Origin of the sequence: Pseudomonas sp. BN414, from assembly GCF_029871275.1 — a bacterium.
GTDB lineage: Bacteria > Pseudomonadota > Gammaproteobacteria > Pseudomonadales > Pseudomonadaceae > Metapseudomonas > Metapseudomonas resinovorans_C.
Genome location: NZ_SSOL01000078.1, coordinates 472,187 through 493,285 on the forward strand (window position 1 = coordinate 472,187; position 21,099 = coordinate 493,285).

Sequence of the window (21,099 nt, forward strand, 5' to 3'; positions counted from 1 at the left end):
CATCGCGATCCTTGCGATGCCGGTCAAATAGGATCAGGGCTGTTGGGTCAGATTGACGGGTGCGTTGCTTTGGCGTTCCCACAGGCTTTGCGTGTAACCGGTGGTAACGACACCCAGGCCAAAAATAATGACCAATACCCAGAGGATGTCTGGCTTTTTGCGTTTCATCGATTGCCTCCCCCTTGCAGGCAAACTTCGCGCGATGACCGATGGCGAGTTGTTGTTTTGATTGGACCGAACGGCAGCAGCAGCTTAAGGCGCGGCATTCTCCGGCAACGTGAGCGAACACGCAATTTATGACGCCAACCGGCCGTCGGCCGGTCGTGAAGCCCGGATGCCCAATTCAGGACGAACGTACAGGAGCAAAGTTCATGCCTTTCTGGCTGATGAAATCCGAACCCGACGAACTTTCCATCCATGACCTGCAGCGCCTGGGCAAGGCGCGCTGGGATGGCGTGCGCAACTACCAGGCGCGCAACTTCATACGCGCCATGCGTCCCGGCGAGCTGTTCTTCTTCTACCACTCCAGCTGCCCCGAGCCGGGCATTGCCGGTATCGCGCGAATCGCTGGCGAGACCTACCCGGACCCCACCGCCCTGGACCCGCAGAGCCATTACCACGACCCCAAGGCGAACGCCGAGAAGAATCCGTGGAGCGCGCTGGACGTGGAGTTCGTCGAAGCCTTCACTCGAGTCATCCCGCTCGGCCTGCTGCGCGAGCAGGCGGTGTTGTCCGGCATGCCTCTGGTGCAGAAAGGCAGCCGCCTGTCGGTGATGCCGGTGACCGAAGAAGAATGGGCCGGAGTGCTCGCCCTGCGTTGAGTCGGGCATGGCCCTGTGCTATGAGGGAGGGAATCTCCCGGGGCGCCCCCATGCCGCACTCTCATCCCGCCTGGCTGGTCCGAACGACACTCGCGCTGCTGTTCCTGGCGCTGTGCGGCACCAGCCTGCTGCTCTGGAAGCAGCTGGAGGATGCACATCAAGAGCGCATTCGTGAGCGCGTCGGCTATCAGGCGCGCGCCCTGGCCGCCGAACTGGAAAACAACCTGATCGACGAGGTCGAAGGTCTACGGCGGATTGCCATGCTGTGGAATCACCAGGGCCGGCTTCCGCGAGATGAGTGGAACCTGGAAGTCACTTTCGCCCTGGACCACTTCCCTGGCTACCAGTCGATCCAGTGGATGGGCGAAGACCTGCGCATGCGCTGGGTCATGCCGGAACAAGGCAACGAGGCAGCCGTTGGCTTCCGCCTGACGCGCATTCATCCCAACTTCAACCTCGCCATGCAGGCAAAGGCCAGTGGCGAGGCGCAGCTGTCCAACAGCTTCGCCCTGGTCCAGGGCGGACGTGGCGTCATCCTCTACACCCCGCTGTTCCTCAACAATGAGCAGGGTGACCGCTCCTTCGATGGCTTCCTCCAGGGCGTATTCCGCGTCGAATCCCTGATGGATGCTTTGCTCGGCAACCTCGACAATCGCGACTTCAGCGTCCAGTTGCTGGAGTCCGGGCAATCCATCTACCTCCATGAACAACCGCAAAGCCTGGCGGCCCTCAGCCAGCGCGTACCGCTGCACCTGCTCAACAACAGCAACTTCGCCCTGCAGCTTTCCCCAACCGAAAAACTGGTGGAGCAGCTCAGCTCGCCGCTGCCCCAGGTGGTCCTTGGTGCTGGCCTGCTCACCAGCCTGTTGCTGGTCGCCGCCCTCGCCCTGGCCTTGGAGAACGCGCGCCGCGCCAGTGCCCTGCAGACCGGCTATCGGCGCCTTAACGAAGAAGTCAGCCAGCGCGAGCACGCCGAGCAGGACCTGCGCGAGAGCCGCGAGCGCCTGCAACTGGCACTCGACCTGACCGACTCCAGCCAGGACGGTCTGTTCATCTTCGACCTCGCCACTCGCGAGATCCTGCACATGAACCGAGCCACCCATGCGAGCCTCGGCTACAGCGCCGAGGCCTTTCGCCAACTGCTGAAGGAAGACCCGGAACAACTCCTGCCTGGCTTCCACACCTGGCTGGAACTGGTGCGCCAGGCTCGCCGGGATGGCAACTCGGGGATTTTCCAGCGCGAGATGCGCCGCGCCGACGACAGCCTCCAGGCGGCGGAAATCAGTGCACAACTGGTGAGCCAGAATGGCCGCGACTACCTGATCGGCGTCTCACGCGACAATCGCGAGCGGCTGGAACTGGAGGCACGCCTGCAGCGGCTATCCCAACTGGATGGCCTGACCGGCCTGTACAACCGGCGCTATTTCGACCGGCAGCTGAACGGCGAGTGGCGCCGCCTGCGTCGCCTCGGTGCGCCGCTGGCGTTGCTGATGCTGGACGTGGATCACTTCAAGGCGTTCAACGACCAGTTCGGTCACCAAGCCGGCGACGACGCCCTGCGCCGGGTGGCCCAGGCGCTGCAGCAGAGCCTGCAGCGTGAAGGTGACGTGGCCTGCCGCTATGGCGGGGAGGAATTCGCCATCATCCTCGCCAATACGGCCGAAGACGGTGCACAACATGTGGCCGAACGGGTGATGGCGCTTGTGGCGGAACTGCAGATCGAGCACCCGGCCAGTCCCGAAGGGCGGCTGACGCTGAGCATCGGCATCGCCGTTTCCGACCCGGCCCGCGAAGAGCAGCCCGACAGCCTGGTATCACGCAGCGACGCCGCACTCTACCGGGCCAAGCACGAAGGGCGCAACCGCACCTGCCTGTGGGAGAAAGGTCAGGGCTGAATGATCAGATTGTTGAACAGCAGGTCGTCCACCAGTGGCTCGCCTTCCTCGCTGTTCAACACCTGCTGCACCTGCTTGAGGGCTTCCTGACGGAGCTTTTCCTTCGAGTCGGACGAAGCCAGGCTCTCGTCGGTCTGCTGGGAGAACAACATCACCAGCTGGTTGCGGATCAGTGGCTCGTGGCGGGTGACCTTGTCCTGCGCCTCGGGTCCGCTGACCCGCAGGGAAACATCGGCCTTGTAGTACTTCAGCCGAGGACCCGGGCCATAGTTGCCGACCAGAGAAGGCACCAGATCGATATAGGCAACCTTGGGCGCTTCACCTTCCTTGGGCTCTTCTTCCTCGTTGGCCATCGCCAGCAGCGGAAGGGTCAGGGCCAGCAGCAATGCAGTCAGTCTTTTCACCAGGGTCATCCTCAGCACGAATGGCGCCTAGCATAGCCACAGCCGCGGCAAGCCCCAAGACCTCCGTTTATGCAGGCCTATCAGGCGCGGCCATGCTGATTGACCGCCCTGCCCCCCAACCTACACTGCAAGGCCACATGCCCGGGGCCCGAGCCCCAAGCCAAGGAGCTCCGCGATGAAAGCCGTCCTGTGCAAAGCCTTCGGTCCCGCCGATACCCTGGTGCTGGAGGAAGTCGCCAGCCCCGAGCCCAAGAAAAATGAAATCCTGATCGACGTCCACGCGGCGGCGGTCAACTTCCCCGACACCCTGATCATCGAAGGCAAGTACCAGTTCAAGCCGCCCTTCCCCTTCTCCCCGGGTGGAGAAGCCGCTGGCGTAGTGGCGGCGGTGGGCGAGAAGGTCAGCCATCTCAAGCCGGGTGATCGCGTGATGGCGCTGACCGGCTGGGGCAGCTTCGCCGAGCAGGTCGCCGTGCCGTCCTACAATGTGATGCCGATTCCCAAGGGCATCGACTTCAACTCCGCGGCCGCCTTCGGCATGACCTACGGCACATCGATGCATGCCCTCAAGCAGCGCGCCAACCTGCAAGCCGGCGAAACCCTGCTGGTGCTGGGTGCCTCCGGCGGTGTCGGCCTGGCGGCGGTGGAAATCGGCAAGGCGATGGGTGCACGGGTGATCGCTGCGGCCAGCAGTGCGGAAAAACTCGAAGTGGCTAAGGCCGCCGGCGCCGATGCATTGATCAATTACAGCGAGGAAAGCCTCAAGGATCGCGTCAAGGAGCTGACCGGTGGCCAGGGCGCCGACGTGATCTACGATCCGGTGGGCGGCGACCTGTTCGATGCTGCCGTACGCTCGATCAACTGGAACGGCCGTCTGCTGGTGGTGGGTTTCGCCAGCGGGCGCATCCCCGAGCTGCCGGTGAACCTGGCACTGCTCAAGGGTGCCTCGGTGGTGGGCGTGTTCTGGGGCTCCTTCGCCCAGCGCCAACCCCAGGACAACCTGGCCAACTTCCAGCAGCTGTTCGCCTGGTATGCCGAGGGCAAACTCAAGCCGCTGGTGTCCCAGACGTTCCCCCTTGAGCGCGCAAGCGATGCGATCAATGCACTGGCGACGCGCCAGGCCGTCGGCAAGGTAGTGGTCGAAGTACGCTGATTGCCGCCAGCGAAACAAAAAAGGCCGCCCTCAGGGCGGCCTTTTTTTCATGGCCAATGCTCAGGAGCGTGGTGCGTAGGCAAACACGTCCGCGCGCATCTGGTGGGCATCCATTCCGGCCGCCACCAGCGCATCCAGGGTGGCGTAGACCATCGCCGGAGAGCCGCTGGCGTAGACCCGCAGTTGCTTGAGGTCCGGGAAGTCCTCGCACACCACCTGGTGCAGCAGGCCACGACGTCCCGACCAGTCACGGGGGTCGCTGACCACCTTGTGCAGGATCAGGTTGTCCAGGCCCTTCCAGTCGTCCCAATGGACCAACTCGTAGAAGTCTTCCGGCTGGCGAACGCCCCAGTACAGGTGCACCGGATGCTTGAAGCCGGTCGCGCGGCAGTGCTCGATCAGGCTGTGGATCTGCCCCATCCCGGTGCCTGCGGCGATCAGCACCAGCGGACCGTCCGGCAACTCCGCCAGATGGGTGTCGCCGAAGGGCATGCGAACCTTGGCCATGCGGGTGCGCTGCAACTGGGCGAGCAATGCCTTGGCGCTGTTCTCACGGCCGAGGATATGCAGTTCGATGTCCCGCCCGGCGCTGGGCGCGGAAGCCATGGAGAAGGCCGAGGACTCGCCGTCTTCCCGCTCGATCAACAGGTACTGGCCAGCGTGATAGCGCGGCGGTTTGCCCGCCGGGGCGCGCAGGCGTACGCGCCAGACGTCGCCTCCTACCGGCGCGCACTCCGTGAGCTGGCAGCTCAGGCTGCGCACCGGCAATTCGCCCGGTGCCAGCACGCCATCCCAGTGCAGGACGCAGTCTTCCAGGGGTTCGGCCAGGCAGGTGAACAGCTCGCCCTGACTCAGCTCGACGCCATTCTGGAGTACCCGTCCCTCCACCAGCAGGGCCGCGCAAATATGGCAGTTCCCGTTGCGGCAGCTTTGCGGGCACTCGTAGCCGAGCCGACGCGCCGCATCCAGGATGCGCTCGCTGGGAACCGTCTGGATGACCGCGCCGGAGGGTTGCAGGGTGACACGCATCAATCGATTCCCAGTGAGGACCACAGCTCATCGACGCGGCGCTTGACCGCTTCGTCCTGGACGATCACCCGACCCCATTCGCGGTTGGTCTCGCCCGGCCACTTGTGGGTGGCGTCCAGCCCCATCTTCGAGCCGAGACCGGAGATGGGCGAGGCGAAGTCCAGGTAGTCGATCGGGGTGTTGTCGATCATCACCGTGTCGCGCTTGGGGTCCATGCGCGTGGTGATGGCCCAGATCACGTCGTTCCAGTCCCGCGCATTGATGTCGTCGTCGGTGACTATGACGAACTTGGTGTACATGAACTGTCGCAGGAACGACCAGACACCCAGCATTACGCGCTTGGCGTGGCCAGGGTACTGCTTCTTCATGGTCACCACCGCCATGCGGTAGGAACAGCCTTCCGGCGGCAGGTAGAAGTCGACGATCTCGGGGAACTGCTTCTGCAGGATCGGCACGAAGACTTCATTCAGCGCCACACCGAGGATGGCAGGCTCATCCGGCGGCCGACCGGTGTAGGTGCTGTGGTAGATCGGTTTCTGCCGACGGGTGATGCGCTCCACGGTGAACACCGGGAAGCTATCCACTTCGTTGTAGTAGCCGGTGTGGTCACCGTAGGGGCCTTCGTCAGCCATTTCGCCGGGGTGAATAACCCCTTCGAGGACGATCTCGGCACTGGCCGGCACCTGCAGGTCGCTGCCGATGCACTTCACCAGCTCGGTGCGGTTGTCGCGCAGCAGCCCGGCGAAGGCGTACTCGGAAAGCGTATCCGGCACCGGGGTCACGGCGCCAAGGATGGTTGCTGGATCGGCACCCAGGGCGACCGCCACCGGGAAAGGTTCGCCCGGATGCTTGGCGCACCATTCGCGGTAATCCAGCGCGCCGCCACGGTGGCTCAGCCAACGCATGATGACCTTGTTGCGGCCGATCACCTGCTGGCGATAGATGCCGAGGTTCTGCCGCTCCTTGTTCGGACCGCGGGTGACGGTCAGGCCCCAGGTGATCAACGGGGCGACGTCGCCTGGCCAGCAGGTCTGCACCGGCAGCTTGCCGAGGTCGACGTCGTCGCCCTCTTCCACCACTTCCTGGCAGGGGCCGTCCTTCCGCACCTTGGGTGCCATGGCGATGACCTTCTTGAAGATCGGCAGCTTGGACCAGGCGTCCTTCAGCCCCTTGGGCGGCTCAGGCTCCTTGAGGAAGGCCAGCAGCTTGCCGATCTCGCGCAGCTCGCCGACGTCCTCGGCGCCCATGCCCAAGGCCACACGGCCGGGGGTGCCGAACAGGTTGCCGAGCACCGGAATGTCGAAGCCGGTGGGCTTTTCGAACAGCAGCGCCGGGCCTTGCTTGCGCAGGGTGCGGTCGCAGATTTCGGTCATTTCCAGCACCGGCGACACCGGAGTGGCGATGCGTTTGAGCTCGCCGCGCTGTTCCAGGCCGCTGATAAAGTCGCGCAGATCGCGATACTGCATGCTTGAGCCTCTTGGGGCGTGCAGGTCGGGGCGCAAAGTTTAGCGCCGAACTGGGTTATTCAGAAGATCAAAGGGCCGGTGCAGAAACGCAAAAGCCGGGTTTCCCCGGCTTTTGTAGAACATCCAAGACTTACTTGCGCTTCATCGACAGGAAGAATTCGTCGTTGGTCTTGGTGTCTTTCAGCTTGTCGAGCAGGAACTCGATGGCGGCGATCTCGTCCATCGGGTGCAGCAGCTTGCGCAGAATCCACATGCGCTGCAGCTCGTCATCGGCAGTCAGCAGCTCTTCGCGGCGGGTACCGGACTTGTTGATGTTGATGGCCGGGAACACGCGCTTCTCGGCGATGCGGCGGTCCAGCGGCAGTTCCATGTTGCCGGTGCCCTTGAACTCTTCGTAGATGACTTCATCCATCTTCGAGCCGGTTTCAACCAGCGCGGTGGCGAGGATGGTCAGCGAACCGCCTTCCTCGATGTTGCGCGCGGCGCCGAAGAAACGCTTGGGCTTCTCCAGGGCATGGGCGTCGACACCACCCGTGAGCACTTTGCCGGAGCTCGGGATCACGGTGTTGTAGGCACGCGCCAGACGGGTGATGGAGTCCAGCAGGATGACCACGTCCTTCTTGTGCTCAACCAGGCGCTTGGCCTTCTCGATCACCATCTCGGCAACCTGCACGTGGCGGGTCGGCGGCTCGTCGAAGGTGGAGGCGACCACTTCGCCGCGCACGGTGCGCTGCATCTCGGTCACTTCTTCCGGGCGCTCGTCGATCAGCAGGACGATCAGGTGGCACTCGGGGTTGTTGCGGGTGATGTTGGCCGCGATGTTCTGCAGCATGATGGTCTTGCCCGCTTTCGGCGGCGCCACGATCAGGCCGCGCTGGCCTTTGCCGATCGGTGCGCAGAGATCAATCACGCGGCCGGTGAGGTCTTCGGTGGAGCCGTTGCCGGCTTCCATCTTCAGGCGCTCATTGGGGAACAGGGGCGTGAGGTTCTCGAACAGAATCTTGTTCTTGGCGTTCTCGGGACGGTCGTAGTTGATGGAGTCGACCTTGAGCAACGCGAAGTAACGCTCGCCTTCCTTCGGAGGACGAATCTTGCCGACGATGGTGTCGCCCGTACGCAGGTTGAAGCGACGGATCTGGCTGGGCGAAACGTAGATGTCGTCCGGGCCGGCCAGGTAGGAAGAGTCGGCGGAGCGCAGGAAGCCGAAGCCGTCCTGGAGAATCTCCAGCACGCCGTCACCGGAGATCTCCTCGCCGCTCTTCGCGTGCTTTTTCAGCAGGGCAAAGATGATGTCCTGCTTGCGCGAACGGGCCATGTTCTCCAGGCCCATGGCGTCGGACATTTCCAGAAGTTCGCCAATCGGCTTTTGCTTGAGTTCGGTCAGATTCATAGGAATGACGTAGATAGAAATGGAGAAGGGAAAGCTCTGAGCTTTTTAGGCCGCGCCGCAGAGATAGCGACAGGATCGCTGTGCTTATTCGAATAGGAGTGCGTCGGCGACGGCGTGGAGGGCTGCAAGAAAAAGCAGCGGTCCGAATGTAACACCGGCACAACGGCGAGTCTAGTGCACTCCAATGAAAAAGCCCCGCATTTCGCGGGGCTTCTTCGGGACGCTTATGCAGCTGTTCCGGCGGCGCTGGAGGCCGCGCAAAATCAGATGTTGGCGTCGAGGAAGGCAGCCAGCTGGGACTTGGACAGGGCGCCTACCTTGGTGGCTTCGACGTTGCCGTTCTTGAACAGCATCAGGGTCGGGATGCCACGCACGCCGTACTTCGGCGGGGTGTCCTGGTTTTCGTCGATGTTCAGCTTGCAGACTTTCAGTTTGCCCTGGTAGTCCTTGGCGATTTCGTCGAGGACCGGAGCAATCATCTTGCAGGGACCGCACCACTCGGCCCAGTAGTCGACCAGCACCGCGCCGTCGGCTTTGAGCACGTCCTGCTCGAAACTGGCATCAGAGACGTTGGTGATGAATTCGCTCATGGAAGGATCTCTCCGTGTTCGGAAGCAAAAAAGTGGAGCCATCATATCCCGGCTTTCCCGGGACCGAAAGCCAAGGGCGATTGAGCTTTGCTATGGCGATACTGGGCAAAACTGATGGATAGGCGTGAGCACGTCAATTCGACTGTTGGTCCATGTGCCGCTCGGGCGGACCGTCGGCCGAGCTGACGCGCGACTGTCATATCCCACCTATAGTGTGCTCACCCAGCTATTCGCCAGAGAAAGCCGCACCCCGCCATCGCCCTCCCGGCCTGCGCCAGACTGGTACGAACGTACCGCTATTCGCATTGGCTCGACCGGGCAACCGTGGCAGGATTGCGCGGTTCAGCCTCGAGACCCGAAACCATGCCGCAGAAGCCCGCCGAAATCCCGTCCCTGATCGCCGCCATCGACCTTGGCTCGAACAGCTTCCACATGGTGGTGGCGAAGGTCGACCACGGCGAGATCCGAATCCTGGAACGGCTCGGCGACAAGGTTCAGCTGGCAGCGGGTCTCGACGACGACCGCAACCTCAACGAAGAGTCCATGCAGCGCGGGCTCGATTGCCTGCGCCGCTTCGCCCAGATGATCGCCGGGCTGCCGGAAGGCGCAGTGCGCATCGTCGGCACCAACGCCCTGCGCGAAGCGCACAACCGCGCCGAGTTCATCCGCCGCGCCGAGGAGGTCCTCGGACACCCGGTGGAGGTCATCTCCGGCCGCGAGGAAGCGCGACTCATCTACCTCGGCGTCTCCCACACCCTGCCGGACACCCCCGGTCGCCGGCTGGTGGCGGACATCGGCGGCGGCAGCACCGAATTCATCATTGGCCAGCGCTTCGAATCGCAACTGCGGGAAAGCCTGCAGATGGGTTGCGTGAGCTACACCCAGCGCTATTTCCGCGACGGCAAGATCACCCCGGCACGCTATGCGCAGGCCTACACCGCCGCTCGCCTGGAACTGATGGGCATCGAATACAGCCTGCGCCGCCTCGGCTGGCAGGAAGCCGTGGGCGCCTCCGGCACCCTTCGCGCGGTGGGCCTGGCGATCCAGGCGGCAGGCCTTGGCAATGGCGAGATCAACCCGGAAGGGCTGGCCTGGCTCAAGCGCAAGCTGTTCAAGCTGGGCGATGTGGAGAAACTCGACATCGATGGCATCAAGCCGGACCGCCGGCCGATTTTCCCAGCCGGCCTGGCGATTGCCGAAGCCATCTTCGAGGCCCTCGACCTCAAGCACATGACCCACTCGGAAGGTGCGCTGCGCGAAGGCGTGCTCTACGACCTGCTCGGCCGACATCACCACGAGGACGTCCGCGAACGCACCCTGGGTGCACTGATGGAACGCTGCCATGTGGACCTGGAACAGGCCGCCCGCGTCGAGGCCAAGGCCCTTGCGTCCCTGGAGCAGGTCGCCGACAGCTGGGGACTGGATGATGACTGGCACCGTGATCTGCTGCTGTGGGGCGCGCGAGTCCACGAGATCGGCATGGATATCGCCCACTACCAGTACCACAAGCACGGCGCCTACCTGATCGAGCACTCCGACCTGCCCGGCTTCTCCCGCCAGGACCAACTGATGCTCGCCCTGCTGGTGCGCGGCCATCGTCGCAATATCCCGAAGGACAGGTTCGCCGAATTCGGCGACGAAGGCGTGAAGCTGCTGCGCCTCTGCGTGCTGCTGCGCTTCGCCATTCTCTTCCACCACATCCGTGGCACCTCGGCCATGCCGAGCGTCCAGTTGCGGGCCTCCGGGAACAACTTCGAAGTGCAATTCCCGAAGGACTGGCTGGAAGCGAACCCACTGACCCAGGCGGACTTCGAGCAGGAAGCCGAGTGGCTCAAGCGCATCGACTTCGTGCTCAAGGTGAGCTGAAGCCGAGACGCGCGGAAACGAGAACGGGGCCCGCAGGCCCCGTTTTCATTTGCGCGATCAGCGTGCGCTGATCGGCGGGTTGGTCAGCTTGTCCAGCAGGGTGGCCTGGGCGTTGCGCGAGTTCTGGTTGCCGCTCGGGCTGTTGCGCAGATAACGACCATCCGGCTGCAGCACCCAGCTCTGGGTGTTGTCGCTGATATAGGCCTCGAGCTCCTTCTTCACGCGCGTGAGCAGCTTCTTGCCTTCCACGGGGAAGCAGGTCTCGACGCGCATGTCGAGATTGCGCTCCATCCAGTCGGCACTGGAGAGATACATCTTCTCGTCGCCGCCGTTGAGGAAGTAGTAGATCCGGCTGTGCTCGAGGAAGCGGCCGATGATCGAACGGACCTGGATGTTGTGCGACACACCCGGGATACCCGGGCGCAGGCAGCACATGCCGCGAACGACGAGATCGATCCGCACACCGCTCTGGCTGGCCTTGTACAGCGCGCGAATGACCTTGGGATCGGTCAGCGCGTTGACCTTGACCATGATGTGCGCGGGCTTGCCTTCGCTGGCGTGCAGCGCCTCGCGGGCGATCATGTCGAGCAGGGTCTTCTTCAGGGTGAAGGGCGCGTGCAGCAGCTTCTTCATGCGCAGCGTCTTGCCCATGCCGATCAGCTGGTTGAACAGCTTGTGCAGGTCCTCGCAGAGCGCATCGTCGGCGGTCAGCATGCTGTAGTCGGTGTACAGGCGCGCGTTGCCGGCGTGGTAGTTACCGGTACCCAGGTGCGCGTAGCGGCGCAGCTCGCCGTTCTCGCGCCGCAGGATCAGCATCATCTTGGCGTGAGTCTTGAAGCCCACCACGCCGTAGATCACCACGGCACCGGCCTGCTGCAGTCGGCTGGCCAGCTGCAGGTTGGATTCCTCGTCGAAGCGCGCACGCAGTTCGATCACCACGGTGACTTCCTTGCCGTTGCGCGCCGCTTCCACCAGGGAGTCGACGATCTCGGAGTTGGCGCCGGCGCGGTACAGGGTCTGCTTGATCGCCAGGACGTTGGGGTCCTTGGCGGCCTGGCGCAGGAAGTCCACGACCGGGGTGAAGGACTCGAAGGGGTGCAGCAGCAGGATGTCCTGCTTGCCCACGACGCTGAAGAGGTTCTCGGCCTTCTGCAGCAGCTTGGGGATGACCGGCGTGAACGTCGGGTGCTGCAGTTCCGGGTGGCTTTCCAGGCCGGTGATGCTGAACAGGCGAGTCAGGTTCACCGGACCGTTGACCTGGTACAGCTCGCTCTCACCCAGGTTGAACTGCTTGAGCAGGTAGTCCGAGAGATTCTTCGGGCAGGTGTCCGCCACTTCCAGGCGCACCGCGTCGCCGTAGCGGCGCGAGAAGAGTTCGCCACGCAGCGCGCGGGCCAGGTCGTCGACGTCTTCGGTGTCCACCGAGAGGTCGGCGTTACGGGTCAGGCGGAACTGGTAGCAGCCTTTCACCTTCATGCCGGGGAACAGGTCATCGGCATGGGCGTGGATCATCGAGGACAGGAAGACGAAGTTGTCGCCCGGTCCGCCGATGTCTTCCGGCACCCGGATGACGCGCGGCAGCAGGCGCGGCGCGGGGATGATCGCCAGGCCGGAGTCACGGCCGAAGGCGTCCACGCCTTCCAGCTCGACGATGAAGTTCAGGCTCTTGTTCACCAGCAGCGGGAACGGGTGCGTCGGGTCCAGGCCGATGGGGGTGATGATCGGCGCGATCTCGTCGCGGAAATAGCGACGCACCCAGGCCTTCAGCTTGGCGGTCCAGTAGCGACGGCGAATGAAGTTGACCTGATGCTTGGCCAGCTCCGGCAACAGGATGTCGTTGAGGATGCTGTACTGGCGGGTCACCTGTTCGTGCACCAGTTCGCTGATGCGCGCCATGGCCTGATGCGGCAGCAGGCCGTCGGCGCCGGCCTGTTCGCGGGCGAAGGTGATCTGCTTCTTCAGGCCGGCGACGCGGATCTCGAAGAACTCGTCGAGGTTGCTGGAGAAGATCAGCAGGAACTTCAGGCGTTCGAGCAGCGGATAGGACTCGTCCAGCGCCTGTTCCAGCACGCGGATGTTGAACTGCAACTGGGACAGCTCACGGTGGATGTACAGGCTGCTGTCATCCAGGCTCGGCAACACCAGCGGAGCTGGTACGGGTGCCGGTACGGGTGCCGGGGCCGGGGCCGCTTCGGCAGCGGGAGCGGAGGCGGGAGCCTCCGGAGCCTCGGGAGCCGGAGGGGCCACCGGATTTTCGGTGGCTTCCTTCAGGGGTTCGAGCAATGCGCTGGGATTGAGTCCTTCGGTGTTCATCTGCAGTTCCTGGGGGGAGATCAGGCTCCCGTCTTGAGCATTTCTGCGGCGCGTACGGCGAAATAGGTGAGGATGCCATCAGCGCCGGCGCGTTTGAAGGCGACCAGGGACTCGAGGATCACCGCCTCGCTCAGCCAGCCGTTCTGGATCGCCGCCATGTGCATGGCGTACTCGCCGCTGACCTGATAGACAAAAGTCGGCACGCGGAATTCATCTTTCACCCGACGAACGATGTCGAGGTAAGGCATGCCCGGCTTGACCATCACCATGTCGGCGCCTTCGGCCAGGTCGGCGGCCACTTCATGCAGGGCCTCGTCGGTGTTGGCCGGGTCCATTTGGTAGCTGGCCTTGTTGGCCTTGCCGAGGTTGGCGGCGGAACCGACTGCATCACGGAACGGGCCGTAGTAGGCGCTGGCGTACTTGGCCGAGTAGGCCATGATGCGCACGTTGGGGAAGTCGGCGAGTTCCAGGGCTTCGCGGATCGCCTGGATGCGACCGTCCATCATGTCCGAAGGGGCTACCACTTGGGCACCGGCTTCAGCGTGGGACAGCGCCTGCTTGACCAGCGCATCGACGGTGATGTCGTTCTGCACGTAGCCGTTCTCGTCGAGGATGCCGTCCTGGCCGTGGGTGGTGAAGGGGTCCAGGGCCACGTCGCTGATCACGCCCAGTTCCGGGAAGCGGTCGCGCAGGGCGCGAATGGCGCGTTGGGCGATGCCGTCGGGGTTCCACGCTTCTGCACCGTCGAGGGATTTCTTCTCCAGCGGCGTCACCGGGAACAGCGCCAGCGCCGGAATGCCCAGCTCGACCCAGGCCTCGGCTTCCTTGAGCAGCAGGTCGATGGACAGACGCTCGACGCCAGGCATCGAGGACACGGTTTCGCGGCGGTTCTCACCGTCCAGCACGAATACCGGGAGGATCAGGTCATCGACGGTCAGGACGTTCTCGCGCACCAGGCGGCGGGAAAAATCGTCACGACGGTTGCGGCGCAGGCGGGTTGCGGGGAACAGGCGGTTGGCGGGGGTAAAGCTCACAGCAGACTCCAGGGCCCGGAACGGACGCAGTGTGACAAATATAAGGGCCGATTATGACCGAATGGTAACAAGGCGGCACAGCGACCCGTAGTCGCGTCGACCGGCGTACGGGCCTTGTGGCGGTATGCGGGGATTGTCCGTGGTCAATCTGATGGCATTCGCCGGAGGCCGGAGCTTTTCCCGGGGCGCCATCCCGGTTAGGCTGCGCGTTCATTTCGCTGCGCAATCCAACCATGCTGCAACAATTTCTCCAGGATTTCGGTTACTTCGCCCTCTTCCTCGGCACGTTTTTCGAGGGTGAGACGATCCTGGTCCTGGCCGGTTTCCTCGCCTTCCGGGGCTACATGGACATCAACGCCGTGGTAGCCACGGCGTTCTTCGGCAGCTACGCCGGCGACCAGCTCTGGTACTACCTGGGCCGCCACAAGGGCCGGCAGATCCTTGCCCGCAAGCCGCGCTGGCAGGCCATGGGCGACCGCGCCCTGGCGCACATCCGTCGCCATCCGGATATCTGGGTCCTGAGCTTCCGCTTCGTCTACGGACTGCGCACCGTGATGCCGGTGGCCATCGGCCTGTCCGGCTATCCACCGCTGCGTTACCTGATCCTCAACGGCATTGGCGCCCTGATCTGGGCGCTGGCCCTGGGTTTCGCCGCCTTCCACTTCGGCGCCGTGCTGGAAGGCATGCTCGGCAACCTCAAGCGCTACGAGCTGATGGTGCTCGGCGGCCTGGTGGCCATCGGCGGCATCCTCTGGGTGAGGCGCCGCCTGCGCAACAACGGCAAGAACAGCTGATCAGACTGCCAGTGCCGCCGCGCGGCGCTGCAGGCCGAACAGCACGGTCAGGCTGACCAGGCTGTAAAGCGCCAGCAATCCCCATCCCGCCGCCCCCATCGGCAACCATCCCAATGCTGCGCCGGCCCAGAGCACCGGCCAGTTCGCCGCCAGTCGCAGCACTTCCAGCCAGCGCGCCCAGGGCCGGTTCTCCAGCCAGCTTCCGATCACGTAGAGCCCGAAGGCCATCCAGGCCCAGGCCAGCAGTAACGCGGCCAGCGGCGCCTCGCCGCCGGTGCCCAGCAACCAGGTTCCGGCCACTACGTAGAGCGTGAATTGCAGACCGGCATACCACTTCTGTGGCAGGCCCAGCGGCACCTCGAATTTGACGAAGCGCGACAGGTCCGGCTTGGCCTGTGGATAACGCTGGGCCACATCCGCAGGCCGCCAGCCCGTGCGCATGAACCAGATGCGCAGCTTGTCCCACCAGGACTCCGCACGCACGGCATCACGCCAGAGCTGCACATAGAACTGCAGGTTGGCCCAGAGCGGGTTCCAACTGGCCAGCGGCGTGGTCACGCCGAAGATCACCGGGTCGTCATCCAACTCTTCCTGGAAGGTACCGAACAGCCGATCCCAGAGGATGAACACGCCACCATAGTTGCGATCCATGTACACCGGATTCTGCGCGTGGTGGACGCGGTGGTTGGAGGGGGAGATGAAGACCCATTCGAACCAGCCCAGCTTCGGAACGTGGCGGGTGTGCACCCAGAACTGGTAGAGCAGGTTCAGCGCACCGACGCTGAGGAACACCAACGGCGGTACGCCGGCAACAGCCATCGGCAGGTAGAAGATCCAGCCGAAGAGGAAGCCGGTGCTGGTCTGCCGCAGGGCGGTGGAGAGGTTGTATTCCTCACTCTGGTGGTGCACCGAATGGGCGGCCCAGAGGATATTGCGCTCGTGGCCCAGGCGGTGGTTCCAGTAGTAGCAGAAGTCATAGAAAACGAAGGCCAGCAGCCACACCCAGAGGCTTGAAGCCGACTGTTCGAACAGTGCCAGGTGTTGCCAGGCGAAGGTGTAGGTCAGCAGCCCCACCACCTTGGTCAGCAGGCCGCTGGTCGTGGACAGCACGCCGGCGCTCAGGCTGTTGAGCGCATCGGCGGTACGGTAGGTGCGCATTCCACGCCAGCGATCGGCGATCAATTCGATGCCGATCAACAGGAAGAAGAAAGGCACGGCATAAAGCACGTAATTCATGGGACAACCCTTATCGTCGTTCTTGTCCGGTGACCCACAGGCGGTGAAGCGGGTTGGCGCCGCGCTCGCGGCCCGATTCCTCGGCCTGCTAGGATTGCTCGTCAGGTGCTGTACGAAACGCCGCCATGCACGGGCGGCATTCATCCAGCACCCAGAATGCTACTCCCGCAGCCGGTCCGGCTTCCCGGCATGGCGTGCCAACCCAAGCGGCATATGACGACAGCATGCGAAAACTCCTCAAACCCGCCCTGATCGCCCTGCTCCTCCTGGCCTGTGCCGCCCTGCTCGGACTCTATCCCTATCGTGATGCCCTGCTGCCGCAGACCGCCGACCTGCCGGCGGCGGAACAGCGCCTGGCGCCTCACCTGAGCCTGTTCACCCCGGAAGGCAAGGGCCCCTTCCCCACCGTCCTGGTGTTTCACGGCTGCAGCGGCCAGAGCCCGCTGTTCATGCGCAACGTGAAAGCCTGGCTGATTCCCGCCGGCTACGCCGTGATGTTCGTCGACAGCCATGCCGCCCGTGGCATCAAGGACTGGCACCCGGTCTGCGATGGCAAACGGCTGTGGGGCAACGAACGCGCCATCGACGTCTACGCCGCCCTGGCGCTGGCACGGCAGAACCCGGCCGTCGACAGCGACAAGCTGGCCCTGCTCGGGTACTCACACGGCGGCTGGACCATCCTCGACGCGCTCTCCTACGACGGCAGCGCCGGCCACGGCTTCCCCGCCACCGGCAAGGGGGCACTGGCCGGCGTGCGCGGCGTCATCGCCTACTACCCCTACTGCGGGTTCCCCGCTCACCTGCGCGACGGCCTCGGGCACAGTGCCCCGGTGTTGATGTTCCTCGGCGCCAAGGACCACATCACCGATCACCAGCAATGCCTCTCGGCCCTCGACAGCCTCGACGGCGAGCGCCTGGAGCTGGTGCAGTACGGCAACGCTGACCACGTCTTCGACCAGCGCAGCGACCTGAATACCTACCAACCCGGCCTGGCCCAGGATGCCCAGCGACGCGCCCTGGCGTTCCTGCGCGAGAACCTGGGACCAGCCCAATGACCTGGAGATGTCCATGACCAAGAAAGTTGCCGTGATCCTGTCCGGCTGTGGCGTTTACGACGGTGCGGAGATCCACGAGAGTGTGATCACCCTGCTGCGTCTGGACCAGCGCGGTGCCAAGGTCCAGTGCTTCGCGCCGAACATCGCCCAACACCACGTGATCGACCACACCACCGGCGAAGAAATGCCGGAAAGCCGCAATGTGCTGGTGGAATCGGCGCGCATCGCCCGTGGCGAGATCAAGGACGTGCGGGAATTGAAAGCCGACGACTTCGACGCCCTGATCGTTCCCGGCGGCTTCGGCGCGGCGAAGAACCTCTCCGACTTTGCCGTCAGCGGCGCCAACTACACCGTGCAGCCTGACGTACTGGCCGCCGCCCGCGACTTCGCCGAAGCCGGCAAGCCGGTAGGCCTGATCTGCATCGCCCCGGCCCTGGCGGCGAAGATCTACGGCGAAGGCGTGACCTGCACCATCGGCAACGACGCCGGTACCGCCGCCGCCCTGGGCGAGATGGGTGCACAGCACGTGGAATGCGTGGTCGGCGAGATCGTCGAAGACGTGAAGCGCAAGCTGGTGACCACCCCGGCCTACATGCTGGCGCAATCCATCAGCGAAGCGGCCGGCGGCATCTACAAGCTGGTGGATCGCGTACTGGAACTGACCCACTGATGTCCCCGGGCGGGTGGCTCCGGCCGCCCGCTGCGTGTCGATCCGGCCAATCCGCCCGCCTCTCCCGCCTTACCCCTTGGCACCCCGGCCATTCCTGAGGCAGCGTCGAGCCATTCGATGTTCCCAGGAGGCGCCATGAGCCAGACCGATTTCATCCTCACCCCCGAACTGCAGCAGGCAGTCGCCAGCTTCTTCGAGCGTATTCCCTTCAACCGCGTGCTCGGTATCCAGCTGGGCGAGATGAGCACCGAGAAGGTGCTCATGCACCTGCCGATGAAGGACGAGCTGATCGGCAACTTCGTCCAGGGCATCCTGCACGGCGGGGTCATCTCCAGCCTGCTCGACGTAGTCGGTGGCGCCATGGCGCTGATCGGCGCCTTCGAACGGCACCAGCACTTATCCACAACAGAACGCATGACGCGGTTGTCCAAGCTCGGCACCATCGACCTGCGCATCGACTACCTGCGCCCGGGCCGTGGCAAGCACTTCACCGCCACCGCCGTGCTGCTTCGTTCAGGCAACAAGGTCGCCGTGGTGCGTTCGGAACTGCATGCCGACGACGGCACGCTCGTCGCGGTGGGTACCGGCACCTACCTCTGCGGCTGAATCCGCACGCGTCGTTCGGGGGCCGACGGCCGGCCGCGTTGCCCATGGCCTTGGCTGCTGGAACTGCCTAGACTGCGGGCACGATGCCAACGTGCCAGCCTATGGCGGGACCGCACCCGAAGGACCGCGCGCCCAATGCTTTTCCTGACTCACGCCGACGCCATCCCTGACGATCAGATCGCGCTGCTGGACTGCAGCCATTCCACGCCCCTGGTCCTGCTCTCCTATCTGGTGGCCTGCGCCGCCGCGTTCACCGCACTGGCCATGGCGCGCCGCGTCAGCCACAGCAACGCCCTGTTCGGCCGTGAACTCTGGCGCTGGGTCGGCGCCCTGACATTGGGCGGTGGCATCTGGTCGATGCACTTCATCGCCATGCTCGCTTTCCGCGCCCCCGTGCCGATCGCCTACTCGCCCGGCATCACCCTGCTCTCGCTGCTGATCGCCATCGCGGTGTCCTACGTGGTGATGCGCGTCATTGGCCGCGAGCGGCTGGAGCCCTGGCAGTACCTGGCGGCAGCCATCGCCGCGGGCACCGGTATCGCCACCATGCACTACAGCGGCATGGCGGCGATTCGTTCCGCCGCCTCGCTCTACTACGACCCGCTGCTCTTCGCGCTTTCACTGGCCATCGCCATCGGCGCTGCACTGGCCGCACTGCTGCTGGCCTTCTACTTCCGCGAACGCAACGACCGACGGGCTCGCCGCCTGCGCCTGGCTGCCAGCACTGTGATGGGCGCAGCCATCGTGTCCATGCACTTCACCGGCATGGCGGCGCTGACCCTGACCGTCCCGAGCGATATCCAGCTGCAACTGGATGCCGTCAGCCGCACCAGCCAGGCCCTGCTGGGCACGGCCATCGGGGTCATCGCGCTGCTGGTCATCGTCACCGGCCTCGGCGCCGCCTGGGCCGAGCAGCGCCTGCGCGAGCAACGGCGGCGCCTGCGCACGGCCGCCGACCAGCTCAACACCGCCACGCACCATGATCCATTGACCAATCTGTTCAACGGCCGCGCCTTCACCCGGATGACCAGCAACCTGCTGGCGGAGCACGACGGCCAGGGCACGCTCGGCGTGCTGTTCATCGGCCTGGATGGTTTCAAGCGAATCAATGACAGCCTGGGGCACGGCGCCGGTGACCTGGTTCTGCAACAGATCGCCCAGCGCCTGCGCACCACCCTCCACGACCAGGACCTGCTGGCGCGATACTCCGGCGATGAGTTCTGCATCCTCAGCCCACTCGCCGATGGCGTTCGCGCTGGCGACCTGGCCGATCGCCTGCTGGGCCAGATACGCGCGCCCATCAGCCTCCCCAGCGGCCAGCTTAGAGTCACCGCCAGCCTGGGCCTCAGTCTTTATCCACAGGACGGTGAAACCCACGACGAGCTGCTGCGCAACGCTGGCCTCGCCCTGGGCCACTGCAAGGAGAATGGCCGCAATCGCTGGCAACGCTTCAGCGCCGATCTCGAACTGCGCGCCCATGAAAACCTGACCTTGGAACAGGACCTGCGCCGCGCGCTCAACGAAGACGCCCTGGAGGTTCATTACCAGCCCATCGTCGCCAGCGACGCCAGCCGCGTGGTCAGCCTGGAGGCTGTGGCGCGCTGGCGCCATCCATTGCACGGCATGATCAGCCCGGAGCGTTTCGTGACCATCGCCGAGCAGCACGGCTTCATTGCCGAACTGGATACCTGGGTGATGCGCCGCGCGTGCCGCGACCTGAAGGAACTGCACGACGCCGGGCACAGGGACTTGCGTGTGGCAGTGAATTGCTCGGCGCTGAACTTCTCCAACCGCAACCTGCCGCTGGTGCTCGGCATCGAGCTGCAGCGCTCGGGGTTGAACCCACGGGCGCTGGCCCTGGAGGTCACCGAGAACGCGCTGATGGGCAATCTCAACTCCGCGGTGGAGATCCTCGAAGCCATTCGCGCGCTGGGCGTGAGCATCTCCATCGATGACTTCGGCAGCGGCTATTCATCCCTGGCTTACCTGCGCCGGCTGCCCGTGGACACCCTCAAGGTGGATCGCGCCTTCGTGCGCGACATCCCGGCCGAAGAGAACGACATGGCGATCACCGCCGCGATCATCGCCATGGCCCACAAGCTGCAGCTCAAGGTAGTCGCCGAAGGCGTGGAAACCGCCCAGCAATTGGGCTTTCTGCGCGAGAACAAGTGCGACCTGATCCAGGGCTACCTGTTCAGCCGCCCGCTGCCGCTGGCCAACCTGAAGCAGTGGCTGGCCAACCCCAGGAACCTGGCCATGGCCACCCAACCCTACGCGGTGACCTGAGGCGGAGCCGCATCAACCCCGGCTGAGTCGGGTCACCAGCCGGTCCAGGGAGTTGGCGAAGGCCTGCCGCTCCTTCTCGCCGTAGGCCGCCTGGCCGCCGCCCATCTGGCCCTGGTCGCGAAGGTCGGTGAACAGGTTGCGCACCGCCAGGCGTTCGCCCATGTTGCGTTCGTCGAACTCGCGACCGCGCGGGTCTAACGCCGCAACTCCCTTCTTCACCAAGCGATCGGCCAGCGGCACGTCGCTGCAGATCACCAGCTCGCCGGGGACGGCGTTTTCCACCAGGTAGTCATCGGCCGCATCCGGACCGCTGGGCACCACCACCAGCCGCACGCAGGCGAAGGCCGGTTTGACCTGGCTCTGCCCGGCCACCAGCACCACTTCGAACTTGCGCTTCAGGGCGAACTTGATCACCTGGTCCTTGGCTGCCCGGGGGCAGGCATCGGCATCGATCCAGACGCGCATGGGAGAACTTCCGCAAATAAGAAAAG

The 21,099-nt window shown here is 64.4% G+C and carries 19 protein-coding genes; 9 read left to right on the top strand and 10 right to left on the bottom strand.

From position 1 onward, the window contains the following. Positions 1-33 precede the first annotated feature (33 nt). Entirely contained in the window at positions 34-168 is a 135-nt protein-coding gene (locus tag E8E95_RS27425) for a hypothetical protein (protein ID WP_256873449.1), read from the bottom strand. A 203-nt stretch (positions 169-371) separates the two neighbouring features. Here E8E95_RS27425 and E8E95_RS27430 point away from each other — a divergent pair, with 203 nt between their 5' ends. After that, positions 372-821, top strand: coding sequence for an EVE domain-containing protein (locus E8E95_RS27430; protein WP_280355346.1), 450 nt, complete (start codon positions 372-374; stop codon positions 819-821). 50 nt (positions 822-871) lie between these two features. Further along, positions 872-2,716: a diguanylate cyclase gene (locus tag E8E95_RS27435; protein ID WP_280355347.1), complete on the top strand. Its 1,845-nt coding sequence runs from the start codon at positions 872-874 to the stop codon at positions 2,714-2,716. Here the strand turns inward: E8E95_RS27435 and E8E95_RS27440 are convergent. After that, positions 2,707-3,120, bottom strand: coding sequence for a flagellar basal body-associated FliL family protein (locus tag E8E95_RS27440; protein ID WP_280355348.1), 414 nt, complete (start codon positions 3,118-3,120; stop codon positions 2,707-2,709). The two genes, E8E95_RS27435 and E8E95_RS27440, sit on opposite strands and share 10 nt — an antisense overlap. 175 nt (positions 3,121-3,295) lie before the next feature. Here E8E95_RS27440 and E8E95_RS27445 point away from each other — a divergent pair, with 175 nt between their 5' ends. Next, on the top strand, positions 3,296-4,273 hold the full coding sequence (locus E8E95_RS27445; protein WP_280355350.1) for an NADPH:quinone oxidoreductase family protein: 978 nt from the start codon (positions 3,296-3,298) through the stop codon (positions 4,271-4,273). A gap of 60 nt (positions 4,274-4,333) precedes the next feature. Here E8E95_RS27445 and E8E95_RS27450 read toward each other — a convergent pair whose 3' ends face one another. From E8E95_RS27450 to trxA, 4 genes are all read right to left on the bottom strand, one after another. Then, complete coding sequence (locus E8E95_RS27450; protein WP_280355352.1) at positions 4,334-5,302, bottom strand: CDP-6-deoxy-delta-3,4-glucoseen reductase; 969 nt, start codon at positions 5,300-5,302, stop codon at positions 4,334-4,336. Continuing rightward, positions 5,302-6,768, bottom strand: coding sequence for a 4-hydroxy-3-polyprenylbenzoate decarboxylase (ubiD, locus tag E8E95_RS27455; RefSeq protein ID WP_280355354.1), 1,467 nt, complete (start codon positions 6,766-6,768; stop codon positions 5,302-5,304). Before ubiD ends, E8E95_RS27450 begins: the two co-directional genes overlap by 1 nt. 130 nt (positions 6,769-6,898) lie before the next feature. Continuing rightward, the gene (gene rho / locus E8E95_RS27460; RefSeq protein WP_016495310.1) at positions 6,899-8,158 is read right to left on the bottom strand and encodes a transcription termination factor Rho; all 1,260 of its coding nucleotides are present in this window, start codon (positions 8,156-8,158) and stop codon (positions 6,899-6,901) included. Positions 8,159-8,421: 263 nt separating this feature from the next. Then, positions 8,422-8,748, bottom strand: a complete 327-nt coding sequence (trxA, locus tag E8E95_RS27465) for a thioredoxin TrxA (RefSeq protein WP_044873156.1) — start codon at positions 8,746-8,748, stop codon at positions 8,422-8,424. A 363-nt stretch (positions 8,749-9,111) separates the two neighbouring features. On the opposite strand from trxA, the gene ppx reads away from it, so the two are divergent. Then, positions 9,112-10,614 (top strand): exopolyphosphatase, encoded by a 1,503-nt coding sequence (ppx, locus tag E8E95_RS27470; protein WP_280355357.1) that lies wholly within the window; start codon positions 9,112-9,114, stop codon positions 10,612-10,614. Between the two features lie 57 nt (positions 10,615-10,671). Here ppx and ppk1 read toward each other — a convergent pair whose 3' ends face one another. After that, positions 10,672-12,927, bottom strand: coding sequence for a polyphosphate kinase 1 (ppk1, locus tag E8E95_RS27475; protein WP_280355359.1), 2,256 nt, complete (start codon positions 12,925-12,927; stop codon positions 10,672-10,674). A gap of 20 nt (positions 12,928-12,947) precedes the next feature. Further along, positions 12,948-13,961 (bottom strand): porphobilinogen synthase, encoded by a 1,014-nt coding sequence (gene hemB, locus E8E95_RS27480; RefSeq protein WP_280355360.1) that lies wholly within the window; start codon positions 13,959-13,961, stop codon positions 12,948-12,950. Between the two features lie 233 nt (positions 13,962-14,194). Between hemB and E8E95_RS27485 the strand changes: the two genes are divergently transcribed. Then, positions 14,195-14,755, top strand: a complete 561-nt coding sequence (locus E8E95_RS27485) for a DedA family protein (RefSeq protein WP_077525596.1) — start codon at positions 14,195-14,197, stop codon at positions 14,753-14,755. Here E8E95_RS27485 and E8E95_RS27490 read toward each other — a convergent pair whose 3' ends face one another. Beyond that, entirely contained in the window at positions 14,756-15,991 is a 1,236-nt protein-coding gene (locus tag E8E95_RS27490) for a sterol desaturase family protein (RefSeq protein ID WP_280355362.1), read from the bottom strand. It abuts the gene before it with no gap. Positions 15,992-16,215: 224 nt separating this feature from the next. Between E8E95_RS27490 and E8E95_RS27495 the strand changes: the two genes are divergently transcribed. The 4 genes from E8E95_RS27495 (at position 16,216) to E8E95_RS27510 (ending at position 20,608) form a co-directional block, all read left to right on the top strand. Continuing rightward, positions 16,216-17,046, top strand: coding sequence for a dienelactone hydrolase family protein (locus E8E95_RS27495; protein ID WP_280355363.1), 831 nt, complete (start codon positions 16,216-16,218; stop codon positions 17,044-17,046). A 13-nt stretch (positions 17,047-17,059) separates the two neighbouring features. Then, positions 17,060-17,716: an isoprenoid biosynthesis glyoxalase ElbB gene (gene elbB, locus E8E95_RS27500; protein WP_280355364.1), complete on the top strand. Its 657-nt coding sequence runs from the start codon at positions 17,060-17,062 to the stop codon at positions 17,714-17,716. 135 nt (positions 17,717-17,851) lie between these two features. Next, complete coding sequence (locus E8E95_RS27505; protein WP_077525592.1) at positions 17,852-18,322, top strand: thioesterase family protein; 471 nt, start codon at positions 17,852-17,854, stop codon at positions 18,320-18,322. A gap of 135 nt (positions 18,323-18,457) precedes the next feature. Further along, positions 18,458-20,608, top strand: a complete 2,151-nt coding sequence (locus E8E95_RS27510; RefSeq protein ID WP_280355367.1) for an EAL domain-containing protein — start codon at positions 18,458-18,460, stop codon at positions 20,606-20,608. Positions 20,609-20,620: 12 nt separating this feature from the next. Here E8E95_RS27510 and E8E95_RS27515 read toward each other — a convergent pair whose 3' ends face one another. Further along, complete coding sequence (locus tag E8E95_RS27515; RefSeq protein ID WP_280355369.1) at positions 20,621-21,073, bottom strand: YaiI/YqxD family protein; 453 nt, start codon at positions 21,071-21,073, stop codon at positions 20,621-20,623. Between the last annotated feature and the right edge of the window lie 26 nt (positions 21,074-21,099).